General features: G+C 68.1%; 19 protein-coding genes. 13 read left to right on the top strand and 6 right to left on the bottom strand.

Features of this window, described 5'->3' with window-relative positions; genetic code table 11:
* Window positions 1–72: 72 nt before the first annotated feature.
* From RT688_RS17835 to RT688_RS17820, 4 genes are read left to right on the top strand one after another with little or no spacing between them, the layout of a single operon-like run.
* Window positions 73–1,416, top strand: a complete 1,344-nt coding sequence (locus tag RT688_RS17835) for an NAD(P)-binding protein (RefSeq protein WP_313706193.1) — start codon at window positions 73–75, stop codon at window positions 1,414–1,416.
* Window positions 1,417–1,470: 54 nt separating this feature from the next.
* Window positions 1,471–2,682 (top strand): MFS transporter, encoded by a 1,212-nt coding sequence (locus RT688_RS17830; protein WP_313706192.1) that lies wholly within the window; start codon window positions 1,471–1,473, stop codon window positions 2,680–2,682.
* A 37-nt stretch (window positions 2,683–2,719) separates the two neighbouring features.
* The gene (locus RT688_RS17825; RefSeq protein ID WP_313706191.1) at window positions 2,720–3,037 is read left to right on the top strand and encodes a metalloregulator ArsR/SmtB family transcription factor; all 318 of its coding nucleotides are present in this window, start codon (window positions 2,720–2,722) and stop codon (window positions 3,035–3,037) included.
* 17 nt (window positions 3,038–3,054) lie between these two features.
* Window positions 3,055–3,819, top strand: a complete 765-nt coding sequence (locus RT688_RS17820; RefSeq protein ID WP_313706190.1) for an alpha/beta fold hydrolase — start codon at window positions 3,055–3,057, stop codon at window positions 3,817–3,819.
* A 183-nt stretch (window positions 3,820–4,002) separates the two neighbouring features.
* Here the strand turns inward: RT688_RS17820 and RT688_RS17815 are convergent, their stop codons facing one another.
* The gene (locus RT688_RS17815) at window positions 4,003–4,353 is read right to left on the bottom strand and encodes a hypothetical protein (protein WP_313706189.1); all 351 of its coding nucleotides are present in this window, start codon (window positions 4,351–4,353) and stop codon (window positions 4,003–4,005) included.
* Window positions 4,354–4,379: 26 nt separating this feature from the next.
* Window positions 4,380–6,293 carry a peptidase M61 gene (locus tag RT688_RS17810; RefSeq protein ID WP_313706188.1) on the bottom strand — a complete coding sequence of 638 codons (1,914 nt, stop codon included), beginning with the start codon at window positions 6,291–6,293 and terminating at the stop codon, window positions 4,380–4,382.
* A 227-nt stretch (window positions 6,294–6,520) separates the two neighbouring features.
* On the opposite strand from RT688_RS17810, the gene RT688_RS17805 reads away from it, so the two are divergent.
* From RT688_RS17805 to RT688_RS17790, 4 genes are all read left to right on the top strand, one after another.
* A complete protein-coding gene (locus RT688_RS17805; protein ID WP_313706187.1) occupies window positions 6,521–6,985 on the top strand; it encodes an Hsp20 family protein in 465 nt (154 codons plus the stop codon).
* A 352-nt stretch (window positions 6,986–7,337) separates the two neighbouring features.
* Window positions 7,338–8,861: a DegQ family serine endoprotease gene (locus tag RT688_RS17800; protein ID WP_313706186.1), complete on the top strand. Its 1,524-nt coding sequence runs from the start codon at window positions 7,338–7,340 to the stop codon at window positions 8,859–8,861.
* A gap of 46 nt (window positions 8,862–8,907) precedes the next feature.
* Complete coding sequence (locus RT688_RS17795; RefSeq protein WP_313706185.1) at window positions 8,908–9,570, top strand: response regulator transcription factor; 663 nt, start codon at window positions 8,908–8,910, stop codon at window positions 9,568–9,570.
* Entirely contained in the window at window positions 9,567–10,898 is a 1,332-nt protein-coding gene (locus RT688_RS17790; RefSeq protein WP_313706184.1) for an ATP-binding protein, read from the top strand. The genes RT688_RS17795 and RT688_RS17790 overlap by 4 nt, the downstream gene beginning before the upstream one ends.
* A 4-nt stretch (window positions 10,899–10,902) precedes the next feature.
* Here RT688_RS17790 and RT688_RS17785 read toward each other — a convergent pair whose 3' ends face one another.
* Entirely contained in the window at window positions 10,903–11,103 is a 201-nt protein-coding gene (locus RT688_RS17785) for a hypothetical protein (RefSeq protein ID WP_312553338.1), read from the bottom strand.
* Between the two features lie 118 nt (window positions 11,104–11,221).
* On the opposite strand from RT688_RS17785, the gene RT688_RS17780 reads away from it, so the two are divergent.
* From RT688_RS17780 to RT688_RS17765, 4 genes are all read left to right on the top strand, one after another.
* Window positions 11,222–11,629, top strand: a complete 408-nt coding sequence (locus tag RT688_RS17780; protein WP_313706183.1) for a hypothetical protein — start codon at window positions 11,222–11,224, stop codon at window positions 11,627–11,629.
* A 221-nt stretch (window positions 11,630–11,850) separates the two neighbouring features.
* Window positions 11,851–13,056: a glycosyltransferase family 4 protein gene (locus tag RT688_RS17775; protein ID WP_313706182.1), complete on the top strand. Its 1,206-nt coding sequence runs from the start codon at window positions 11,851–11,853 to the stop codon at window positions 13,054–13,056.
* A gap of 26 nt (window positions 13,057–13,082) precedes the next feature.
* Window positions 13,083–14,252 (top strand): TIGR03088 family PEP-CTERM/XrtA system glycosyltransferase, encoded by a 1,170-nt coding sequence (locus RT688_RS17770; protein WP_313706181.1) that lies wholly within the window; start codon window positions 13,083–13,085, stop codon window positions 14,250–14,252.
* An 11-nt stretch (window positions 14,253–14,263) separates the two neighbouring features.
* Window positions 14,264–15,115, top strand: coding sequence for an oxygenase MpaB family protein (locus RT688_RS17765; RefSeq protein WP_313706180.1), 852 nt, complete (start codon window positions 14,264–14,266; stop codon window positions 15,113–15,115).
* On the opposite strand, the gene RT688_RS17760 is transcribed toward RT688_RS17765, so the two are convergent.
* Window positions 15,112–16,062, bottom strand: a complete 951-nt coding sequence (locus RT688_RS17760) for an MYG1 family protein (RefSeq protein ID WP_313706179.1) — start codon at window positions 16,060–16,062, stop codon at window positions 15,112–15,114. The genes RT688_RS17765 and RT688_RS17760 overlap by 4 nt on opposite strands.
* A gap of 269 nt (window positions 16,063–16,331) precedes the next feature.
* Between RT688_RS17760 and RT688_RS17755 the strand changes: the two genes are divergently transcribed.
* Window positions 16,332–17,804, top strand: coding sequence for an alanine/glycine:cation symporter family protein (locus tag RT688_RS17755; protein ID WP_313706178.1), 1,473 nt, complete (start codon window positions 16,332–16,334; stop codon window positions 17,802–17,804).
* A gap of 150 nt (window positions 17,805–17,954) precedes the next feature.
* Here RT688_RS17755 and RT688_RS17750 read toward each other — a convergent pair whose 3' ends face one another.
* Complete coding sequence (locus RT688_RS17750) at window positions 17,955–20,765, bottom strand: PAS domain-containing protein (RefSeq protein WP_313706177.1); 2,811 nt, start codon at window positions 20,763–20,765, stop codon at window positions 17,955–17,957.
* A 180-nt stretch (window positions 20,766–20,945) separates the two neighbouring features.
* Window positions 20,946–23,351, bottom strand: coding sequence for a TonB-dependent receptor domain-containing protein (locus RT688_RS17745; RefSeq protein ID WP_313706176.1), 2,406 nt, complete (start codon window positions 23,349–23,351; stop codon window positions 20,946–20,948).
* Window positions 23,352–23,660: the final 309 nt, after the last annotated feature.

Genomic DNA, 23,660 nt, shown 5'->3' with positions numbered 1-23,660 from the left:
AATTAAGAATGGCTGCGCCGTGCAGCCGGACACGCATGCCCGGCGGACGCCGGTCTACACGAGGAGAACGAGATGAAAACGCAGGATGGACAAGCATTGCCGGTCGCGGTATTGGGCGCGGGGCCGGTCGGGCTGGCCGCGGCGGCGCACCTGATCGAACGCGGCCTGGCTCCGCTGGTGCTGGAAGCAGGCGCCGCCGTGGGCGCCAACCTCGCCGCCTACCGCCACGTGCGCCTGTTCTCGCCATGGCGCTACAACATCGACAAGGCGGCGCGGCGCCTGCTGCAGGCCCAGGCATGGAAGGCGCCAGCCGCCGACGGCCTGCCGACTGCCGGCGAACTGCTCGACGATTATCTCGTGCCGCTCGCGGGACTGGCCGCGATCGGCGCCAACCTGCGGCTCGGCCACCGCGTCACCGCCATTACCCGCCTCGGCTTCGACAAGGTCAGGACCCGAGGCCGCGACGGCGCTCCCTTCCTCATCCGCGCGGAAACGGCCGAGGGACCGCGCCAGTACCTGGCCAGCGCCGTGATCGATGCCACCGGCACCTGGTCGCATCCGAATCCGTTGGGCGCGGACGGCATCGCAGCCCTCGGCGAAGCGGCGCTGGCCGCGCGCATCGACTACGGCATGCCCGACGTGCTCGGCGCCGCCCGCGCGCATTTCGCGGGCCGCAGGGTGCTGGTCGTCGGCGCCGGGCACTCCGCTGCCGGCACCTTGCTCGCGCTGGCCCAACTGGCCCAGGTTCATCCAGGAACCAGCATCGTGTGGGCGACCCGCGGCAGCCAGCTGGCCCGCGTTTTCGGCGGCGGCGCAGCCGATGGCCTGCCGGCGCGCGGCGAGCTGGGAATGCGGCTGAAAGCCTTGCGCGATTCGGGCGCCCTGGCGCTGCGCCAGGACTTCCGCATCGAGGAGGTGGCCGAGATCGAAGGCCGCCTGCGCGTGACCGGGGAAGCGCGCGACGTCGTGGCGCCCGTGATCGACGGTATCGACCGCATCGTCTGCGCCACCGGGGCGCGCCCCGACCTCGCGTTGACGCGGGAGCTGCGCGTGCGCCACGATCCCTGGCTCGAGAGCACCGATGCGCTGGCGCCGCTGATCGATCCGAACGAGCATAGCTGCGGCACCGTCCGCCCGCATGGGCACCGCGAACTGGCGCACCCGGAACCCGGCTACTACGCCGTGGGCGCCAAGAGCTATGGCCGCGCTCCGAACTTCCTGCTGGCGACCGGCTACGAGCAGGTGCGTTCCGTGGCGGCCGCCCTGGCCGGCGACCTGGCGGCGGCCGACGAGGTCCAGCTCGACCTGCCGGAAACGGGCGTCTGCAATACGCGCCTGGCCTACCAGGAAGCGCCGGCCGCGGCGGCACCGTGCTGCGGCGTTCCCGCCGCGGCGCCTGCTTCCTGCTGCGCCTGAACGGCACGATCCCGCCGCCGGCGCAGGCGGCGGACGCCACTTTCCGGAGTTCCCGTGCACCAGCCATCGAAAACCATCGGCATCCTGGCCGTCACCCAGATCGTTTCCTGGGGCTCGCTGTACTACGCCTTCGCCATCCTGGCGCCCGACATCGGGCGTGAGCTGGGCCTGGCGCCGGCGGAGGTGTTTGGCGCCTTCTCCTGGGCCCTGCTCGTCGCGGGGCTGGCCGCAACCCCGGTCGGGGTGCTGCTGGACCGCCACGGCGGGCGTTACGTGATGGCGGCCGGCTCCCTCCTGTGCTTCCTCGGGCTGGCCTGGCTCGGCCGCTGCGACGGGATCGTCTCCTACTATCTCGCCTGGACCCTGGTCGGGCTGGCGATGGCCATGACGCTCTACGAAGCCGCCTTCGCCACCATCAACCGCAAGCTCGCTATCGGCTCGCGACGGTCGATCTCGACGCTGACCCTGTTCGGCGGCTTCGCCAGCACCCTGTTCTGGCCGCTGACCGCGCAGCTCCATGCGCTGCTCGGCTGGCGCGGCACCTACCTGTGGTACGGGCTCGCGCAGCTCATCGTGTGCCTGCCGCTGCATCTGTGGCTCGGTGGCGATCCGCCCCGCGCAAGGACCGGCGCCGGCGGCGCGCGGCGCAGCCATACCCTGGGCGAAGCGCTGCGCCATCGGGCATTCTGGGCGCTGGCACTGGCCTTCTCGGCCAATACCTTCATCTTCTCGGCCATGGCGGTGCACCTGATCGCGCTGCTCGGACGCCTGGGGCAGGCGCCGGCGGCGGCGCTGCTGCTGGCCGCGCTGATCGGCCCGATGCAGGTGGCGGGACGCGTCGGGGAAATGACGCTGGCGCGCGACACGGCGCCGCACACCGTCGGCAAGCTCAGCTTCGCGATGTTGCCGGCGGCCCTGCTCGTCCTGGTCCTGGCCGGCGGCCAGGGCTGGGCGGCCGCGCTGTTCTGCGTGCTGTATGGCCTGAGCAACGGCATCCTCACCATCCTGCGCGGTTCGCTGCCCCAGGCTCTGTTCGGGCGCGCGCACTACGGCGCCATCGCCGGCGCCATGGCCGGCCCGTCGCTGCTGGCAAAGGCGGCCGGCCCCCTGGTGGCGGCGGCGCTCCTCGGTCATGACGACGATCCGGCGCTGCTCGTGTGGGCGCTGTTGGCGCTGTCGGTCGTCTCCTTCGCCTTCTACCTGCGGGCGGTCTCGTCCGCCTGCGCACCGGAGCCGGGCGAGGCTTTTGACAAGCGCACCGCCTGACGGCTATTCTTCGTTCGCCAAACGACGAATGCCTGCCATGTCCACATCCTGCTGCCCTCCATCCACCTCCCGCGCTCCCGCCGACGAGATCGACGCCGAGGACCTGGCGCGCATGTGCAAGGCCCTTGCGCATCCCGCGCGCCTGCAACTGCTACGGCACCTGATCGCGCATGGCGACTGCTATTTCGGCAGCCTGGCCGACGTGCTGCCGCTGGCGCCGTCGACGATCTCCCAGCACGTCTCGATCCTGAAAGAGGCCGGGCTGATCGAGGGCTCGTCGGACGTGCAGCGGGTCTGCTACTGCGTCAACCAGGACCGGCTGCGGCAGTTCAAGCGCATGACCGCGGCGCTGTAGAAACACAGGAAGGATATATGCTCACAGAACGCGTCGAGTTCCAGGGCCCGCACGGCAAGCTGGCGGCCAAGCTGGACATGCCCGACGGCGCACCGCGCGCCTACGGCGTCTTCGCCCATTGCTTCACCTGCAGCAAGGACGTGCTGGCGGCGAACCGCATCTGCCATGGCCTGGCCGAGCGCGGCGTGGCGATGCTGCGCTTCGATTTCGCCGGCCTCGGCGCCAGCGCCGGCAATTTTGCCGACACCAATTTTTCGTCGAACGTGGAAGACCTGGTCGCAGCCGCCGCGTTCCTGCGCGAACATTTCGAGGCGCCGCGCCTGCTGGTCGGCCACAGCATGGGCGGCACGGCGGTGCTGGCCGCGGCGGCCCGCATTCCGGAATCGAAAGCCGTGGTGACGATCGCCTCGCCGAGCGATCCGCACTACGTCGTCGACAAGCTGTTCTCCGAACACCTCGACACGCTGGCCCGGTCGGGCGAGGCGCGGGTCAAGCTGGCGGGACGCGATTTCTGGATTCGCCAGCAGTTCGTCGAGGATGCGACGCAGCACGCATTGAGTGAGCGGATCGCGGGACTCGGCCGCGCGCTGCTCGTGATGCATGCGCCGCAGGACGATACCGTCGATATCGCCAATGGCCAGCGCATTTTCGAGTTGGCGCAGTATCCGAAGAGCTTCGTCTCGCTCGACGGGATGGATCACCTGGTGACGGGGAGGGACGATGCCGCGCAGGTGGCGGCAATGATCGCGGCGTGGAGCGCGCGGTATGCCGAGAAGGTGTGATGTCCCGTAGGGTGGGTGGCTCTACCCGGATGTTTGTTCCTCACCCGCGTGTGCGCCGCCCACGCGGTGGTGGTTGGCGGCAAGGTCATCGAGCCCGGTGGCGGAGCCGATAACGATCACCGCGTGGGCGGCGACGAAGGCGCGGAAATGTCCACATTCGGGTGGAGCCGCCCACCCTACGCGTTATTCGTCGAAGTCTTCCGCCAGGTTCTTCCAGCCGCGGCTCTTGGCAAACGCCGCGAACTCCTCGGGCGCTTCGAGCACGATCAGCTTGCGGTCCTGCAGGCCCGGATCGCTGTGGCCGAAGTCCGGCCCTTTGTAACCGAGCGCGCGCAGGCGGTCGATGATCTGCTTCACCAGGACCTTGTCCTTGTAGAGCCCCGCATCGATGGGCTTGGCGAAGTCCACGTACACGTCGATGATCCCATAACCCTCGTCGAAAATGCGGATCGCCTTGACGTCGTGGGTTTGGCCGTTACCGTCCGCGGCCTTGAAAGGCCCGGACAGTTCAATGTCTGAAGAGTCGGTAGTCATACAGCCAGCATACCACCGACCCCGATTTACTTCAGCGCCTTGTAGATCGCTTCCAGGCGGTCCGGCGTGCCCGGGATGCGTTCCAGGCGCGGGTAGCGCAGGCCGTCGTGGTAGTCGAGCGAGATGGTGCGCAGGTTGTTGCCCTTGCGGACCAGCAGTTCGATCGGCGCTTTCGTGCCCTTGGCCGCCTTTACCGCCGCCTTCAGCACGTCCGGCTTGTACACGCGGTTGTTCACGGCCACGATGGTCGCGTTGCCGGCGAGGCCGGCGCGGAAACCGACGCCGTCCCAGATCACGTTGCTCACGCTGCCGTCGGCGCGCACCGAGAAGCCCAGCGAGTAGCTGAAGTCGGCCGACTTGCTGCGCTCCTCGGAAGCCTTGACGGCGTCGGTCGGGGTGTCGGTGTAGACCAGCTTCCAGCCCGCGCGTTGCAAGCCGTCGAGCGGCGCGCCCGGGCCGTGGCCGTCGACGCGCGCACGCAGGAAGGGCGCCCAGTCGAATTTCTGTACCTTGTTCAGCGTGGCGACGACGTCCTCGAAGGTGTAGAAGGCCGGCAGGAAGCTGCCGTTGTCGATGCCATAGAAGGCGCGCGCGAAATCGTCGAGCGAGCGCTTGTCGCCGGACAGCTCGCGGATCTTGGTGTCGACGTCGAGCCAGACCAGCGCGCCTTCCGAGTAGTAGTCCTCGCTGCGCTGCCAGTTGCTCCAGGCCAGCGCGCGGCGGCCGGCGATGATCGGGTCGTTCACCGTGTCCTGCATCGCGCGCCAGGCGCGGCCCTGCGTATTGTCGTAGCGCGCCGCGGTGGCGGCCAGCGCGTCGCGCGCGCCGGCTTTCGACACCAGGCCTGAACGCGCGGCGATGATGCCGCCCCAGTACTGGGTCTGGCCCTCGTAGACCCACAGCAGGCTGTTCTGCAGCGGGGTGTTGAAGTTCGGGACGTCCTGGCCGGCCGGGCGGCGGAACTTGCCGTTCCAGGAGTGGGTGTACTCGTGCGGCAGCAGGTCGCGGCCGGCCTCGCCGCGCGCCCAGTCGGTGAAGTAGCCCGGCTTGACGCCGTTCTCGCTCGACTGGTGGTGCTCGCGGCCGATGCCGCCGAATTCGTCCGACAGCGCCAGCAGGAAGTCGTAGTGGTTGTAGTGGTGCGAGCCGAACAGCTTGAGCGATTGCTGGACCATCGCGCGGTGGGCGGCGATCTGCTCGGGCCTGGCTTCCAGGCTTTCCGGATTGTCGGCGACCACGTTCAGCGACACGCGCACCTTGGCGCCCGGGTCGAGGTCGTACTGCTTGAAGTGGCGGCCGGCGAACAGCGGCGAATCGATCAGCGTTTCCAGGTCGTGCGGCTTGAAGCGGATCTCGTCGCCCTGGCGTTCGGCCGTCTCCAGCGCGGTGCCGTACTGCCAGCCGGCGGGCAGCGTGAGCGAAGGCTGGACCGTGATGCGGCGCGCCACGTAGCCGGCCGGGTAGAGCGTCACCGACGGCCATTGCAGGCCGATGATGTCGTCGGTCATGACGATGCGGCCCTGGCCAGGGTCGAGCGGCGACAGGAACTGGTATTCGACGTCCAGGGTCGACGCGCCCTCGGGCACGGTGACGTGGAAGGCGAACACCTCGACCGGGTCGCGCGTCCATTCGACCGGCTTGCCGTTGGCCGTGAACTTCAGGCCCGCCAGTTGCGTCAGCGGGCCGCTCGGGCCGTGGTTCGCCGGCAGCCATTGCGGGTACAGGAAGGTCATCGGGCCGGGCTTGACCGGCACCGTCATGCGCATGCGGAAGATCTGCTGCGAGAGGTTGGTCGCATCGACCTTCAGGACGATGGTGCCGGGGTAGGGCTGGTCGACGGGCGCCGGCACGGCGGCCTGTGCGGGGAAGGCCAGCGCGAGCGCCAGGGCGAGGGTGGAGGCCGCCTTGGTGGCGAAGGAAAACGGTGCGTGAGCGCTCATCTTTCGGTGTGTTCGGGTGACAAAACCGGACGAGTGTAGCACGCGGCCCAGAGGGAAATCCGACGAAATACTCTGAAACATCATTTCAAATAAAATTTGCAAAATAGCCTAAAAATCCGTATTTCGTATATCTTGAAAACGGCTTGGGGTGGCATTAGATTGGTCTCAACGGATGCTCACGATGAGGTCCGTCAACATATCGCTTAACTTTGAAAAGGATATTTATCATGCGTACTTTCGATCTGACTCCCCTGTACCGTTCCGCCATCGGTTTTGACCGCCTGGCCAGCCTGCTCGAGCAACGCGCCGAGTCGCAGCCGAGCTACCCGCCGTACAACATCGAGCTGGTCGCCGAGGACAAATACCGCATCGTGATGGCCCTTGCCGGCTTCACCCGCGACGAAGTGGAAATCGTCGCCGAGCGCGACACCCTGCACGTGACCGGTCGCAAGCAGAAGGACGAGACCCAGCGTACCTACCTGCACCGCGGCATCGCCGCCCGCGACTTCGAACAGCGCTTCCAGCTGGCGAACCACGTGAAGGTCACCACCGCCTCGTTCGACAACGGCATGCTGACCATCGAGCTGGTGCGCGAAGTGCCCGAGGCCCTCAAGCCGCGCAAGATCGCGATTGGCGACGCAAACGGCACCATCGACAACGTCCAGCAACTGGAACAGCGTCAGGCAGCCTAAGGTATCAGGCAGTAGCGAAAGAGGGTGCCCATCGGGCGCCCTTTTTTACGTCCCGGGGCGGACAGAATTGTCCGGTAGGGAGTAGGGTGGGGTCATTGATGCTGGGGGCATCGATGACGTGCCCACGCGTGACGCTTGCATGTTGTTGGCGCGTATACCAGGTCAACAATGTGCATCGTTCACGCGTGGGCACGGGGTGCCCACCCTACGTCCCGTGCGAACCGTAGGGGCATCGCTCACGTTGCCGTACCGCCCCCAAGGATGAGCTTTAAGCATGTTCTAAGACAGATCGGCGACACTACAACCATCGATGATCCGTCATCGGCCAACACCAACATCCAGGAGCACGTCCATGCAAAACGAAGGTGCAATCACTGCCATCACCGCAAAACGTCTCACGCTGGCGCTGTGCGCGGCGGGCGTTATTGGCGGCGCGGTCGGTGCGGTTGCAGTCAACCACAACAACGCTACCGCCCAGGCCACGCCGCCGGCCGCTGCCACGGCTGCGGCTCCGGCCGCGCCGGCCCAGGCCCCCGCGGTGGCGGCAGGCGCTCCCGCCGCCACCGTCACCCTGCCGGACTTCACCCGCATCGCCAAGCAGAACGGCAAGGCGGTGGTGAACATCCGCGTCATGGGCACCACCAAGACCAGTACGAACGCCATGCCGCAGATGGACCCGCGCCATCCGTTCTACGAGTTCTTCCGCCAGTTCCAGGACCCGCGCGGTCCGCAACGCGACACTCCCGTTTTCGGCGCCGGATCGGGCTTTATCGTAAGCCCGGACGGCGTCATCCTGACGAACGCCCACGTGGTAAAAGGCGCGAGCGAAGTCACGGTCAAGCTGGCCGACCGCCGCGAATACCGCGCCAAGGTGCTCGGTTCCGACTCGGCCACCGACGTCGCCGTGCTGAAGATCGACGCCAAGAACCTGCCGACCGTCCCGCTGGGCAATGCGCGCAACCTGCAGACCGGCGAATGGGTGCTGGCGATCGGTTCGCCCTATGGACTGGAGTCGACCGTCACCGCCGGCGTGGTCAGCGCCACCGGGCGCAGCCTGCCGAGCGACGGCAACGTGCAGTTCATCCAGACCGACGTCGCGGTCAACCCGGGCAACTCGGGCGGTCCGCTGTTCAACACGCGCGGCGAGGTGGTCGGCATCAACTCGCAGATCTACAGCCAGACCGGCGGCTACCAGGGCCTGTCGTTCGCGATCCCGATCGACGTCGCCTCGCGCATCAAGGACCAGATCATGGCCACCGGTAAGGTGGAGCATGCCAAGCTGGGTGTCTCGATCCAGGACGTGAACCAGGGCTTTGCCGATTCCTTCAACCTCGATTCGCCGGAAGGCGCGCTGATCGCCAACGTCGAACGCGGCAGCCCGGCCGAAAAGGCCGGCCTGAAGGCGGGCGACATCGTGCGCAAGGTGAACGGCCAGCCGATCATCGGCTCGGGCGACCTGCCGGGCTCGCTGGCGGTGGCCAAGCCGGGCGACAAGGTCGCGCTCGACGTCTGGCGCGACGGCAAGATCGTGCGCCTGAACGCAACCCTGGGCAATGCGGCCGACCGGGCCATGCCGAGCGAGCGCGAAGAGCTGGCCGCTGCCGACAAGGGCGCCAAGCTGGGCCTGGTCCTGCGTCCGCTCGACCCTGTCGAGCGCCGCCAGAGCGGCATCGCCTCCGGCCTCGTGATCGAGGACGCGCGCGGCGCCGCCGAGCTGGCCGGCGTGGCGCCGGGCGACGTGCTGCTGTCGGTGAACGGCAAGCCCGTCACCAGCGTCGAGCAGGTGCGCGACGTGGTCGGCAAGTCCACCAAGTCGGTCGCCTTGCTGATCCAGCGCGGGAATGACAGAATCTTCATTCCGGTGCGGATTGGCTGAAACAGCTTCGCCAGCGCAGCCGGGTAACACTCAAAAAGGTGCAAACATGCGGCTGCTGCTGGTGGAAGACGATACGATGATCGGTGAGGTGGTGCTCGACCTGCTGCGGGCCGAGCACTACGCCGTCGATTGGGTCAAGGACGGCGAAATGGCCGACACGGCCCTGGTGCAGAACCAGAACTACGACCTGGTCCTGCTCGACCTCGGGCTGCCGAGGAAGGACGGGCTCGACGTCCTGCGCTCGATGCGCAACCGCAAGGACCGCACCCCGGTGCTGGTCGCCACCGCGCGCGATTCGGTCGCCCAGCGCATCGCCGGGCTGGACGCCGGCGCCGACGACTACGTCCTGAAACCCTACGATCTCGACGAACTGCTGGCGCGCATCCGCGCGCTGCTGCGGCGCGCCGCCGGGCGCGCCGAACCCGTCTTCGAATACAAGAACATCTCGGTCAATCCCGCCACCCGCGAAACCCTGGTCGACGGCGAACCGGTCTCGCTGTCGGCGCGCGAATGGGCGGTGCTGGAAGCGCTGGTCGCCCGTCCGGGCGCCGTGCTCTCGCGTGCTCAACTCGAAGAAAAGCTCTACAGCTGGCGCGACGAGGTGAGCAGCAACGCGGTCGAGGTCTACATCCACGGCCTGCGCAAGAAGCTCGGCAGCGACCTGATCCAGAACGTGCGCGGCGTGGGCTACATGGTACCCAAGGCATGAAGGTGACACATTCGCTGCGCGGGCGCCTGCTCTGGTTCCTGCTGGCGGCAATCACGTTGGCGGCGCTGGCGCAAGCCTCGATCGCCTACAACACGGCGCTGTCCGACGCCGACCAGATCTTCGACTACCACATGCAGCAGATGGCGCTCTCGCTGCGCTCGGGTACCCCGCTGTCGAACACCGAGGCGCGCGAGCGCATCGAGGACGCGCCGGGCAACGACGACCTGGTGGTGCAGATGTGGTCCCCGGACGGCGTGCAGGTCTTCCACAGCGTCTCGCGCGCGCGCCTGCCGCAGCGCGCGGTGCTCGGCTTTTCCAACGTGCGCGCCAACGGCACCACCTACCGCGTGTTCTCGATCCAGACCGCCGGCCAGACCGTGCAGGTGGCCCAGGACCTGGCCGTGCGCCGCAACATGGCCGGCAACCTGGCGCTGCGCACCCTGGGCCCGATCGCGGTCATGATGCCGATCCTGATGCTGGTCGTCTGGTGGGTGGTGAGCGGCTCGCTCGAACCGGTGGCGCGGGTGCGCAAGCAGGTGGCGGCGCGCCAGGCCGACGACCTGTCGCCGGTGTCGGAAGCCGGTTTGCCGGACGAGGTGCGCCCGCTGGTGCACGAACTGAATCTGCTGTTCGACCGCGTGCGGACGGCGTTCGACGCCCAGCAGCATTTCGTCGCCGACGCCGCCCACGAACTGCGCACGCCGCTGGCCGCGCTGCGCCTGCAGGCGCAAAGCCTGGACCGCGCCGAGACCGTCGAGGCGCGCAAGCTGGCGGTGGCGCGCCTGACCGCCGGCATCGACCGCGCCACGCGCCTGGTCGAGCAATTGCTGGTGCTGGCGCGCCAGGAAGCCTCGGCCGGCGACGGCGCGGCGGCAAAGCCGGTCGACCTGGCCGAGCTGGCGCGCCGCACCATCGGCGACCTGGCCGGCCTGGCCCAGGCCAAGGGAATCGACCTCGGCCTGCAGCACGCCGACGAGGTCAGCATCGCGGGCCAGCCCGACGCCCTGCACATCCTGCTGCGCAACCTGGTCGAGAACGCGGTGAAGTACACGCCGGGCGGCGGCACGGTCGACATCGCGGTGCGCCTGCAAAAGGATGCGGCCGAGATCACGGTCGAGGACAGCGGCCCGGGCATCCCGCCCGACGAGCGCGAGCGCGTGTTCGACCGCTTCTACCGCGTCGCCGGCAGCGAGGCCGCCGGCAGCGGCCTGGGCCTGGCGATCATCAAGGCCATCGCCGAGCGCCACGGGGCGACGCTCAAGCTCGACAAGTCGGAACGGCTGGGCGGGCTGGCGGCGCTGGTGCGTTTCCCGCTGGGAAAAGCGTGAAGGCTCAGCGCAGGTCCGTCGGCAACTCGCGCGACGGAAACTGGTGGCGCCGCTCGGCAGGCTTGGTGAGCACGCGGCGCGCCACGTCGAAGGGCACGCCGAGGCGCGCCAGTTCGCGCGCAGGGGAAGGCTGGCCCAGCGCCAGCGGCGCGTTGACGATGGTGTGGATGAGCAGGGCGGTCTTGTAGTCGGTGCGGCGGTCCATGCACAAATCCTAACACGGCGCCCGCTTACATTTCGCAACACCCGTTACACCAATTGTGTGACGTGCTTCTGCGGAAAGATGTAATCTAAATTACAACTTTTAAACAAAGGAGCCCACCATGAAAAAGATCACCATTCCTGCCCTGATGCTTGCTGTTGCCATGGTCGCCACCGGCTGCAAGAAAGCCGACGACAACCCGAACATGGGCCCGGCCCAGGAAGCCGGCGCCGCCATCGACAACGCCGGCGCCAAGGCCGCCGCCGAATCCCGTGAAGCCGCCGAGCGCGTCGACGCCGCCACCGACCGCGCCGGCGAACGCATCGAGAACGCCGCCGACCGCGCCGGCGAAAACATCGACCAGGCGACCGACCGTGCCGGCGAAAAGATGCGCGAAGCGGGCGCCGAAGTGCGCCAGGAATCGCGCGAAGCCGCCCAGGACGTCAAGGAAGGCGCGTCCAACGCCACCGCGGCCACCGGCCGTGCCGTCGAACGCGCCGGCGAAAAGATCCAGGACGCCTCGAAGTAATCGATCGGCCGTCAGAAGATTTGTTGGAAACAGCCCCGGCATGCCGGGGCTGTTTCTTTTGGTAGGTATACCTGTAAGAAAGTGTGATAAGCACCTTGCCAACATCGGCCACCGGACTGCGAAAAAAGTGTCTTTTTTGATCGTCTTCTCGCTTGCGATAAAGCCGAAGCGATGAGAGCATACGCGGCAACACACTACTTGCGCTTGCTGTCGCCAGGACCATGCCTACGAGAGTGCTCACCTTCAGTACGCTGTTTCCGAATGCCGCCAAGCCCCACCATGGCATTTTCACCGAAACGACGCTGCGGCATCAGCTCGCCACCGGCGAGGTCGAGGCCAAGGTGGTCGCCCCGATTCCCTGGTTTCCATTTCCCCACGACGTGTTCGGGGCCTACGGCGTCTTTGCCCGGGCGCCGCGGGTCGAGACCCGGGTCGGCGTCGACGTGTTTCATCCGCGCTACATGGCGATACCCAGGATGAACATGTATGTCGCGCCCTTTAGCATGGCATATTTCGCCAAGGCCATCATCGGCCGCCTGCTGGACGAAGGCTACGACTTCGACCTGATCGACGCCCATTATTTCTATCCCGACGGCGTTGCCGCCGTCCTGCTCGGCAAATACTTCCACAAGCCGGTCGTGATCTCGGCGCTCGGCTCGGACATCAACCTGATCCTGCAGGATCCGGTGGCCCGCCCGATGATGCTCTGGGCCGCCCAGCATGCGGCCGCGATGATCACCGTGTGCCAGGCGCTGAAGACCCGGATGGTCGCGTTCGGGATGGACGGCGAGCGGATCATTCCGCTGCGCAACGGCGTCGACCTCGCGCTGTTCCGGCCGGTCGAGCGCGCAGCCATGCGCCGGCAGCTGGGCATGGAGGGCTTCACCCTGCTGTCGGTGGGGCACCTGGAGCAGCTCAAGGGTCACCACCACATCATTGCCGCCCTGGCCGAGCTGCCCGGCGTTGGCCTGATGATCGCCGGCAGCGGGCCCGACCGCAAGAAGCTCGAGGCGCTGGCAGCGGCCGTCGGCGTGGCCGACCGGGTCGCCTTCCTCGGCCCCTTGCCCCAGGAACGGCTGCGCGACTACTACGGCGCGGCCGATGCGCTGGTGCTGGCCTCCTGCCGCGAGGGCTGGGCCAACGTCCTGCTGGAAGCGATGGCCTGCGGCACGCCGGTGGTCGCCAGCGACGTCGGCGGGACGGCCGAGGTCGTGGGCAGTCCGCCGGCCGGGGTGCTGATGCCGAGCGCGACGCCCGCCCACATCGTCGACGGCGTGCGGCGGCTGATGGCCCATTATCCGGATCACGCGGCGACCCGCGCCTACGCCGAGCATTTCGGCTGGGACGAGACGATCCAGGGCCAGATCCGGCTATTCCAGCAGGCGGCCCAGGGCGTCCCGGCGCACGCTCCCGTGCTGCGCCATTGATGGCGGACCTGGAACCTACGGCAGCCATGCCCATGCCGGACGAGGTCCCGCTGGTCGCCCACCTCGTCTACAGCTTCGGCTGCGGCGGCCTGCAGACCCTGCTGGCCGAATGCATCAACCGCATCCCCGCGCAGCACTATCGCCACGCCGTCATCTGCCTCACCCCCACCCGGGATGGCGCGCAGCGCATCGAGCGCGCGGACGTCGCCTTCCACGACCTGCACAAGCCGCCGGGGAAGAGCCCGGCCACCCATTTGCAACTGTGGCGCCTGCTGCGCCGCCTGCGCCCGGCGATCCTGCATACCTACAACGTCGGCGCCATCGAATACAACGCCACCGCCTTGCTGGCGGGCGTGCCGGTGCGCATCCATGCCGAGCATGGCCGCGACAGCGTCGAGATCGACGGCAGGCACCGCCGCTACAACCTGCTGCGGCGCCTGCTGGCGCCGGCGATCGACGCCTACGTGCCGGTCTCGGGCGACCTGGCCGGCTGGCTGCGCCACACGATCGGCATCCCCGGCGCAAAGATCGCGATGGTCGCCAACGGGGTGGACACGGCGCGCTACGCGCCGGCGCCCGCCGCTGCCCCTGCCGTGGCCGCGCCGCAGCCGATCTGGATCGGCACCGTCGGGCGCGCCGACCGCATCAAGAACCACGCCGGGCTGCTCGACGTTTTCGCGCTGCTGCTGGCGCGCTTCCCGCCGCCGCGCTTCGACCTGCGCCTTGTCATCGTCGGCGACGGGCCCCTGCTGGAACCCCTGCGCGAACGCGTCGCGGCCGCGGGCTGGAGCGAGCGCGTATGGCTGCCGGGCGCGCGCGGCGACGTGGCCGCCATCCTGCGCGCCTGGTCGGTGTTCGTGCTGCCCTCGCTGTCCGAGGCGACGCCGGTGGTGATCCTGGAAGCGATGGCGAGCGGCCTGCCGGTGGTGGCCAGCCGCGTCGGCGGCGTGCCGCAACTGGTGCTGGAGGGGCGCACCGGCTTCCTGGCCGATCCGTCCGAGCCGCAGGCGTTCGCCGACGCGATCGCGGCCTATGTGGGTGATGCCGGGCTGCGCGCGGCGCATGGCGCCGCCGGCCGCGCGCACGTCCAGGCCGGCTACAGCGTCGATGCGATGGTGGCCGGCTACGATGCGCTCTACACGCGGCACCTGGCGCGCAAGGGCTGCCGCCTGGCGCCGGGCGGCGCCGGCGCCTGAGGAGAGCGACGATGCTGCAGGCGATCCAGGAACTGATGCGCCCGCCCGCGGGCATGGAATTCGACTTCAGCCAACCGCCCGGCGAGCCGGCGCTGGCCCCCAGGGACGGCGTCGCCTGGCGGGTGTTCGCCAACCCGGTCGTCCTGTTCGTCGGCGGCGTGGCGGCGGTGCTGCTCGAGCTGGCCGAGCCCTCGGTGCGCGCGGGCGTCTGGGACCACGGAGGTTTCCGGCGCGACCCGGGCATGCGCCTGCGCCGCACCGGCTTCGCCGCCATGATGACGGTCTACGGCCCGCGCTCGGCGGCCGAGCGGATGATCGCGCGCGTCGTGCGCCTGCACGACCAGGTGACGGGGACCACGCCCGAGGGGCTGGCCTACCGCGCCAACGATCCGCGCCTGCTCGACTGGGTGCAGGCGACCGCCGTCTACGGCTTCACCGAGGCCTGGCACCGCTACGTCCAGCCCTTGTCCGCGCAGGAGAAGGACGCCGCCTTTGCCGAAGGCCAGGCCGCCGCCCGGCTGTATGGCGCGACCGGCCTGCCGCACACATGGGCACAGTGGGAAGCGCTGCTCGCCGCGACCGCGCCCGGCCTGGAAGGATCGCACATCCTCGACGAGTTTTTGACGATCATGGCCGGGGCGCCGATCGTGCCCGCGCCCTTGCGGCCGCTGCAGCGCCTGCTGGTGCGCGCCGCGGTGGAGATGAGCCCGGAACCGGTGCGCTCGCTGCCGCAGCTGCGCGGGCGCGGCCTGCGCCGCGGCGAAGCGGCGCTGGTGCGCGCCTTCGCGCGCTCGGCCTGGCTGCTGCCGCTGGGGGATACGCCGGCGAAGCAGGCGGCGCGCCGGCTGGCAAGGTCCGGCTAGCGGCCGCCGTCGACCGCGTCCAGCGCCAGCCGCGCCATCGCCAGCGCCCCCTCGTAGGATTTGGCCGCCGCGATGAACCTGCCGTTGTGGCAGAAGGTCGCATCCGGCACGCCGGTCACCGCCGCCAGGTCGGCGTCGCGCAGGCCGGCCCAGGACGCGGGCAGGTCGGCGCGCGCCTCGAAGCTCTCGGGGCTGACCGAGACCGTGTGCAGCATGTAGCGCCCTTCGCCGATGCTGTGGCTGACGACGAACAGGACCTTCGGCATTTCCTTGCGCACCACGCTCGACCAGGGCAGGGCGCTGTTGTGCAGGTAGAGCAGGCGGCCGTTGTCCAGCGGCTCGGCGGCGCGCACCTGTTCCACCGCGAGCAGGGCGCCGACGCGGTATTTGACGGCATTGACCATGATGTCGGTCAGCAGGGCCATCGCGCGGCGGAATTCCTGCAGGCGATAGGCTTCGGTCGGCGCGCCGTGGCCGATGCGCTCCTCGTCCAGCCAGTTCGGGTTGAAGCCGGAGACGATGGCCGACAGGCCGTAGCCGCCCGGCGCGTTCTTCGCCGCGCCGACGTCCGACAGGTCGAGGTATTGGACGATGTCGGCGTCGATCGAATACGCCATCTCGAGCGCGGTGCTGTCCTTCAGCTGGCAGCCGAGGTGGGCGGCGGCCAGCGCGGCCACGCAGCGCGCGCCGTACTCGCGCCAGACCAGCCCGGCGCTGGCATACGGGACGCCGGTCGCGCGGGCGCCGTCGAAGCCTTTCTGGTGGTGGTCGAAGCGGCCGCGGGCCGGGTCCCAGATGCCGCCGACGTCGACCGCGAAATCGGCCGCCGCGATGGTGGCCGTGTCGCGCGTGCGCACCAGTTCGGCTTCGGGATACAGGATGTTCAGTACGGCGCAAGCCCATGCGTCATCCGCATGGAACTTGCCATTGTGGGTCACGATGACCATGGAATTCCTCTTCTTTATCGATTTCTCGGCCCGAATGATACTGGCTTTGAGACTGGTGCGCGAATGCCCCACGGGTGGGCGGCGAACGGCTCCCCATGCCGCCGCACGCCCTGTGCCGGTGCAGCCGGAAACAATCGCAACAAAAAAATAGGAATCGCCCAAAGCTTGAGGTATCGTGTGGCTCTTGAAGATCGGGCAACGTTTCCGGTCATGAACGACAACATCCAGGCGACAGCCGCGTCGCCGCACATGCAATGGGGAACATGTAGATGAATGAGTTGGTCAGTACCATCAATGGAATTATCTGGAGCCCGGCACTGATCGTGCTCTGCCTGGGCGCGGGCCTGTATTTCTCGCTGCGCTCGCGCTTCCTCCAGTTGCGCCACTTCCGTGAAATGACACGCATCATGTTCGAGGGCAAGAGTTCGGAGCAGGGCGTCTCGTCTTTCCAGGCCTTGACCATGACCCTGGCCGGCCGTGTCGGCACCGGCAACATCGCCGGCGTGGCGACCGCGATCACCTTCGGCGGCCCCGGCGCCGTGTTCTGGATGTGGGCGGTGGCCTTCCTCGGCGCCAGCTCGGCCTTCGTCGAATCGACCCTGGGCCAGGTCTACAAGGAGCAGATCGCCAAGGAATACCGCGGCGGCCCCGCCTTCTACATCGAGAAGGGCCTGGGCATGAAGTGGTACGCGCTGACCTTCGCCTTCGCCACCATCCTCGCCACCGGCCTGCTGCTGCCGGGCGTGCAGGCCAACTCGATCGCCGAAGGCCTGAAGACCGCCGTCGGCATCGACCCGAACGTCACCGCGGCCCTGCTGGCGATCGCCTTGGGCTTCATTATCTTCGGCGGCGTCAAGCGCATCGCCACCTTCGCCGAACTGATCGTGCCCTTCATGGCGCTGGGCTACATCATCGTCGCCTGCGTCATCATCTTCCTGCACATCGAACAGCTGCCCGGCGTACTGAAACTGATCTTCAGCTCGGCCTTCGGCCTCGACGCGGGCTTCGGCGCCATCATCGGCATGGCCATCCAGTGGGGCGTGAAGCGCGGCGTGTACTCGAACGAGGCCGGCCAGGGCACCGGCCCGCACGCCTCGTCGGCCGCCGAAGTCAGCCACCCGGCCAAGCAGGGCCTGGTGCAGGGCTTCTCGGTCTACGTCGACACCCTGTTCGTGTGCTCGGCCACCGCCTTCATGCTGCTCATCACCGGCCAGTACAACGTCGAGGGCCCGAACGGCGTCGCGATGTACACCGGCGTGCAGGGCGTGGCCAGCGGCCCCGGCTACGTGCAGACCGCGCTGGAGAACACGATGCCGGGCTTCGGCGCCATCTTCGTGGCCGTGGCGCTGCTGTTCTTCGCCTTCACCACCATCGTCGCCTACTACTACATCGCCGAGACCAACATCGCCTACATCGACCGCCATGCGCGCCATCCGTGGATGAAGTTCGCGCTGAAGGTCGCGATCATCGCCGCCACCGTCTACGGCACCGTCAAGACCGCCGACGTGGCCTGGGCCCTGGGCGACATCGGCGTCGGCCTGATGGCCTGGCTGAACCTGGTCGCGATCCTGTTGATGCGCAACGTCGCCTTCAAGTGCCTGCGCGACTACGAGGCGCAAAAGGCCGCGGGCAAGGACCCGCAGTTCGATCCGGTGGCGCTGGGGATCAAGAATGCGCATTACTGGGAGCAGCGTCTGGGCAAGGACCGCGCCGCCGGCGAGGCCGAGAAGGTCGTCGGTTAAGGCCTGGTAGAAAAAGTAGGGTGGGCGCCCCGTGCCCACGCGTGACCTTTGCGTAGTGTTGGCGCGAAAAGCAGGCCAACACTGCTCACCGTTCACGCGTGGGCACGTTCGTCTTCAAGGCCCCCGGCCTCGAAGACCCCACCCTACTTTTTATTGGTTGCGCAGTTCCCGCGCCTTGCCGACCTCCGCCAGGATCGCCATCAGCTGGCCGGTGTCGGCCGGCTTGACCAGGTGATGGGCGAAGCCGGCGGCGAGCGAGCGCCGGCGGTCGCTCTCGTGGCCGTAGCCGGTGACGGCGACCAGCACCGCATCGGCCGATTCCGGCTGCGCGCGCAGGCGCCGCGCCAGCTCGTAGCCGTCGATGTCGGGCAGGCCGATGTCGAGCACGCACGCGTCAAGCCGCTCGCGGCGCGCGCGCTCGAGCGCGGCGAGCGAACTGTGCTCGACCGCGACGCGGTGGCCCAGACTTTCCAGCACCATGGCCAGCATCGCCGCCGCATCGGCATTGTCGTCGACCACCAGGACCCGCAGGCCGCCGCCGGCCGGTCCCGCCGCGCGCTCGTTGCCGTCCGGGCCGCCGGCCGCGGCGTCGCCGGCCAGGCGCGGCAGGCAGACACGGAACACGCTGCCTTCGCCCAGCCCCGCGCTGGCGCAGGTGACGCTGCCGCCGTGCAGCTCGACCAGGCTCTTGACGAGCGCCAGGCCCAGCCCCAGGCCGCCGGCCGAGCGGTCCGAACTGCGCTCGGCCTGCGAGAACAGGTCGAAGGCATGCGCCGCCAGGTCGGGCGCCATGCCGATGCCGTTGTCGGCCACCTCGATGCACACCAGGGCGTCCGATATGTCGGCGCTCAGCGTGATGGTGCCGCCCTCGCTGGTGTACTTGGCGGCGTTGTTCAGGATGTTGCTGACGACCTGCACCAGCCGCTTCCTGTCGCCCATGACGAGGGACGACCCGGGCGCGATCTGCGCGTGCAGGCGGTGGCGCCGTGCCTGGATCAGCGGCGCCACCTGCTCGATCGCCTCGTGCACGACCTGGCGGATGTCGACCGCCGCATTGTCCAGTTCGACCAGGCCGCGCGTGACGCGCGAGACGTCGAGCAGGTCGTTGATCAGGTGGCTCATGTGATCGACCTGGCGGCCGATGATCTGGCTGGTGTGGCGCACCCGGTCTTCGTCCAGCTTGCCCATGCGTAGCAGGTGCGCCGCCGCGCCGATCGGCGCCAGCGGGTTGCGCAGCTCGTGCGCCAGCATCGCCAGGAACTCGTCCTTGCGGCGGTCGGCGTCGCGCAGCTTGTCCTCGGCCGACTTGCGTTCGCTGATGTCGCGGAAGAATACTGCGAGCCGGCCTTCCGGCAGCGCATAGGCGCGGATGTCGAGCCAGGTCGCCCCGTCCGGGATCAGCTGCAGGTATTCGAGATTGTCCGGCTGCCTGCTCGACTGCACGCGCCGGTAGAGCGCTTCGACCGGACCGCCGGCCAGGTCCGGCATCGCCGACCACAGCTTGCGGCCGAGCAGTTCGGCGCGCGTCATGTAGGACAGCCTGGCCCCGATCTCGTTGACCTGCAGGACGGTCCAGTCGCTGTCGAGCAGGGCGAAGCCTTCGGTCATGCTGTCGAAGATATGGCGGCTCTGGTCGCGCTCGGCGCGCAGTGCGGCCTGCGCATGCGCGCTCTCGACGGCCGACCAGGTGCGGTCGACCATGTCCTCCGCCATCGCGATCTGTTCGGGCGTCCAGCGGCGCGCCTCGGCATGGTGCAGGCTCAGGACGGCGCGCAGGCGGCCGTTCTTCATCAGGGGAATGGCGAGGACCGCACGGATGCCGGCCGGCAGGTAGGCCGCGGCATGGCGCGCGCCGACCGGATCGGCCAGGATGTCGTCGATGACGACGTTGCGTCGGGCGCGCAGCACGTCGACGATGGCGCAGCCGAAGTCGTCCAGGTGCAGGCGCGTGCCGCTCATCGACACCAGGTTGCCGTCGGTCCAGTCGCGCTTGAGGGAAAGGTGCCCGACCGTCTGGTCCGCCTCGCCATAGACGACGCGGCCGCAGCCGACCGATTTCCCGAGCAGCTCGCTGGCCACCGCCGTCACTTCCTCGGGATCGAGCAGGGGACGGATGCGGTCGGCCAGCGCCAGCTGGAAGGAGTGGCGCCGGTCCGCCGCGCGTACCGATTCGAGCAGCGAGCGCAGGCGCTCTTCGCTTTCCCGGAGCGCGATCTTGACCAGTTTTTCTTCGTGGATGTCGGTCGAGGTGCCGAACCAGCGCTCGATCCTGCCGTCCTCGCCCAGGTAGGGCTCGGCGCGCACCAGGAACCAGCGGTAGTCGCCCGCGGCCGAGCGGATGCGGTGTTCGACATGGAAGCCGCTGCGCTCCTCGTAGGCGATGTTCCAGGCCGCCATGGTCGCGGCGCGGTCCTCGGGGTGGACGAACTCCTCGGCCACGTGCGCCGGCGTGGTCGAATCGATGGGAACGCCGGTATGGGCTTCCCACTGGTGGTTGAAGTACACGCCGCGGCCCGACGCGTCGACGATCCAGACGATCTGCGGAATCGATTCGGCCATCTGGCGGAAGTTGCGTTCGCTTTCGCGCAGCGCCTGTTCCGTTTTCACCTGCGCGCTCACGTCGCGGAAGTAGAAGGTCAGGCCGCTGGCCACGGGCGCGATCCGCACCTCGTACCATTTCTGGTGGTCCGGGTAATACGAGGTGACCTGGGCGGCGGCCTGCTCGCGCATGGCCTTGCGGTAGGCGGTTTCGAAGGGGGTGCCGCACAGGGGAGGATAGGCCTCCCAGATCGAGCGGCCGAGGATCTGCTCGCGCGCCACGCCGAGCAGCCGTTCGGCCTCCCGGTTCACATAGGTGAATTGCCAGTCACGGTTGACCGAGTAAAAGCCGTCCGAAATGCTTTCGAGGATGGCGACAGCTTCCTGCGCCATTTGCTGCGAGGAGTTCTGACCGGCGTGCATGAAAACTCCTTCGGCATTTCCGATAAACCTGGATTATATAGGTCGATCAATGCGTTTGCTGCTGAACAGCAAAAATCAATTTCGTCATTGCCGGTTGCTGGTGGGAACGGTCCTGCCTGCGCGCGCAGCGCAGGCAGGCCCGTCAAGCGGTCGGGCGCGGGCTGCTGCCGCGCCTGTCCGTCAGAACTTGTGCCACAGGCGCGCAAAGTACGCCGCGCCGTTCAGGCCGAACTGCACGCTCTCGTACTTGAAGCCGTTGTCGGTCTCGTTCGGATCCTGTTCGGTCGGCTTGACGTTGAAGATGTTGGTGCCGCCCACGGTCAGCTTGGTCTTATCGTTGAACGACCAGGTGAAGGCCAGGTCGGCCGAGGTTTTCGGCTCGTAGTAGGCGTTCGGCACCGGCGGACCCGAGAAGGTGCCCAGGGTCTGCGGGCCGAAGTGGATGATGCGGAAATCCGTGCCCAGCTTGCCTTGCGTGTACTCGAAGCCGAGCGTGGCCTTGCGGCGCGGGCCGCCCTGTTCGATGAACAGGCGCTCGCGTTCGGACAGCAGCACGTCCTCGAAGCCGGCCAGCGCGCTTGGCGCATGCACGCCGGTCACTTCGGTCTTGCTGAAGTTCAGCGCCAGGAAGGTGTTCAGGCGGCCAGCGGCCAGGGGCATGCGGTGCGAGGCCGTGATGTCCAGGCCTTTGGTTTCGGTGTCGACCGAGTTGACGAAGAACTGGGCCTGGCCCACGCCCAGGGCCTGCAGGGTGGCGCCGAGCGCCGGGTAGTTCTCGGCGTCGAAGCGGCCCGAGAGCACGATGCGGTCGTCGATGTCGATGCGGTACAGGTCGGCCGTGACCGAGGTCGATGGCGACGGCGTCCAGGTGGCGCCGAAGGTAGCGCTCTTCGACTTTTCCTCGGTCAGCTTCGGGATGCCGGCCGCGTTGGCGACCGCGCCGCCGTTCGGCGCCAGCACCACGTCGAGCGGCTGGCCGCCCACGAAGTCGGTGAAGGTCGAGGAGAAGTACACCTGCTGCAGCGAGGGCGCGCGGAAACCGGTGCTGAGCGAACCGCGCAGCAGCACGTCGCCGCCGAGTTTATACGCGGCGGCGAGCTTGCCGTCGGTGGTCGAGCCGAAGTCGGAGAAGCGCTCGTGGCGCAGCGCGGCCTGCAGCTTCAGGCGCTCGGTGAGGTCGGCCTCGAGGTCGAGGTAGGCGGCGCTGCTGTGGCGGCCGCGGTCGGTGGCGTCGCCCGGCTGGAAGCCCGGGAAGCCCTGGCTGCCGGCATTGCCGCCAACGCCGACGCCGTCGGCGTCTATGTACGAGCCCGGTTCGCCGGCGAAGATGCGGTAGTTCTCCTTGCGGTACTCGAAGCCGAAGGCCGCGTTCAGGCCGTTGAAGATGCCGCCGTAGTAGCGGCTGAAGTCGGCGTTGGTGGTCAGTTGCCGGAAGTCGAAGCCGCCGGCCGAGAACGAGCTCGGGCTGATGCCCTGGCCGCCGCGGATGAAGTCGAGCTGGGCGATCGACGCGTTGAGCGTGTTGGCGATCGTGTAGTCGAGGCGGTTGTAGCCGTAGGTCTGCGAGAAGTCGGCGCTCCAGTCGCCGAATTTGGTGCGGTAGCCGAGGGTAGCGTAGCGGTCCTTCAGGTCGCCGTTGATGAAGGGGACGAAGCCGTCCGGATACATGGCGGCCGAGTTGCGCGACGGGATGTCGTCCGAGCCGATGCCGCCGCGCGCGAACGCGGCCGAGGAGGCGTCGCGGCGCTGGACGCCGGCGGTCAGATACGCCTTGCCGCCGCCGAGGGCGAAGTCGCCGTTGATGTACACGGTCTGGTTTTCGGTCTTGCTGTCGCCGATGATGCGCGGGTTGCCTTCCTCGGCGCGGTTCGAGCGGCCGCGGTTCAGGTACTCGCCAGTCACGCCGAACGTGCCGCCGGCGAGCGCGATGCCGCAGTAGGCCGATGCCAGGTAGTTGTCGCCGTCGCCTTCGGTGTACTGGCCCCAGCCGGCGACCGCTTCGCAGCCCAGGTTCTTCTTGAGTTCGATGTTCATCACGCCGGCGATCGCGTCCGAGCCGTACTGGGCGGCGGCGCCGTCGCGCAGCACTTGCACGTTACGGATCGCCATCATCGGGATCGCGTTCAGGTCGGTGCCGGTGTTGCCGCGGTTGCGCGCGCCGAACAGGTTGACCAGCGCGGTGGTGTGGCGGCGCTTGCCGTTGACCAGCACCAGGGTCTGGTCCGAGCCGAGGCCGCGCAGGGCCGCCGAATCGACCAGGTCGGCGCCGTCCGCGCCGCTCTGGCGCGTCGAGTTGAACGAGGGGGAGATGTTGGTCAGCGTCTGCGCCAGGTCGAACTGGCTGCCTTGTTCCGCCAGGCGCGTCATCGGGATGACGTCGACCGGGACCGGCGTGTCGGTGGTCGAGGTGGCGCCGGTGCGGCGCGTGCCGACCACGTGCACGCTTTGCATCGCGGCTGCCTCGGCGGTGGCGGGCGTGGCGGGCGCTTCGGTCTGGGCAAGGGCCGGTGGAACGAAAGCGGCCAGCGCGCCGCCGCCATACAGGGCAAGCAGCACCGCGCGGCGCAGCTGAGTTGGATTAACCACGAAACATCTCCAGTGAGAAAAATTTCATGCTAATCAATATTTACAGGCTCAACTACTGGGTGTGACTGAAACACAACGAATGCACCAAAATGGGGTGGGTGATGGTGAGCTTGTCTATGCAGGATGCGTGAAAATCAAGGGATTTATCGGGTGGATGCTTGAATTTGGGCGGTCTCGCGGTGTGTATTGCGAATAGTCAAACCTTGTGATGGTGGGTTCGAGAACCCACCCTACGAGTGTCCATGCTGCGGTTTTGAACCGCCCCGGCTTTCGTAGAGGCCGGTTAGTGTGAGTCAGGCCGGAAGAGCC

The sequence above is a fragment of the Massilia sp. genome, from assembly GCF_032106685.1.
Lineage (GTDB): Bacteria > Pseudomonadota > Gammaproteobacteria > Burkholderiales > Burkholderiaceae_D > Telluria.
This window is presented reverse-complemented; position numbering and strand designations above follow the sequence as displayed.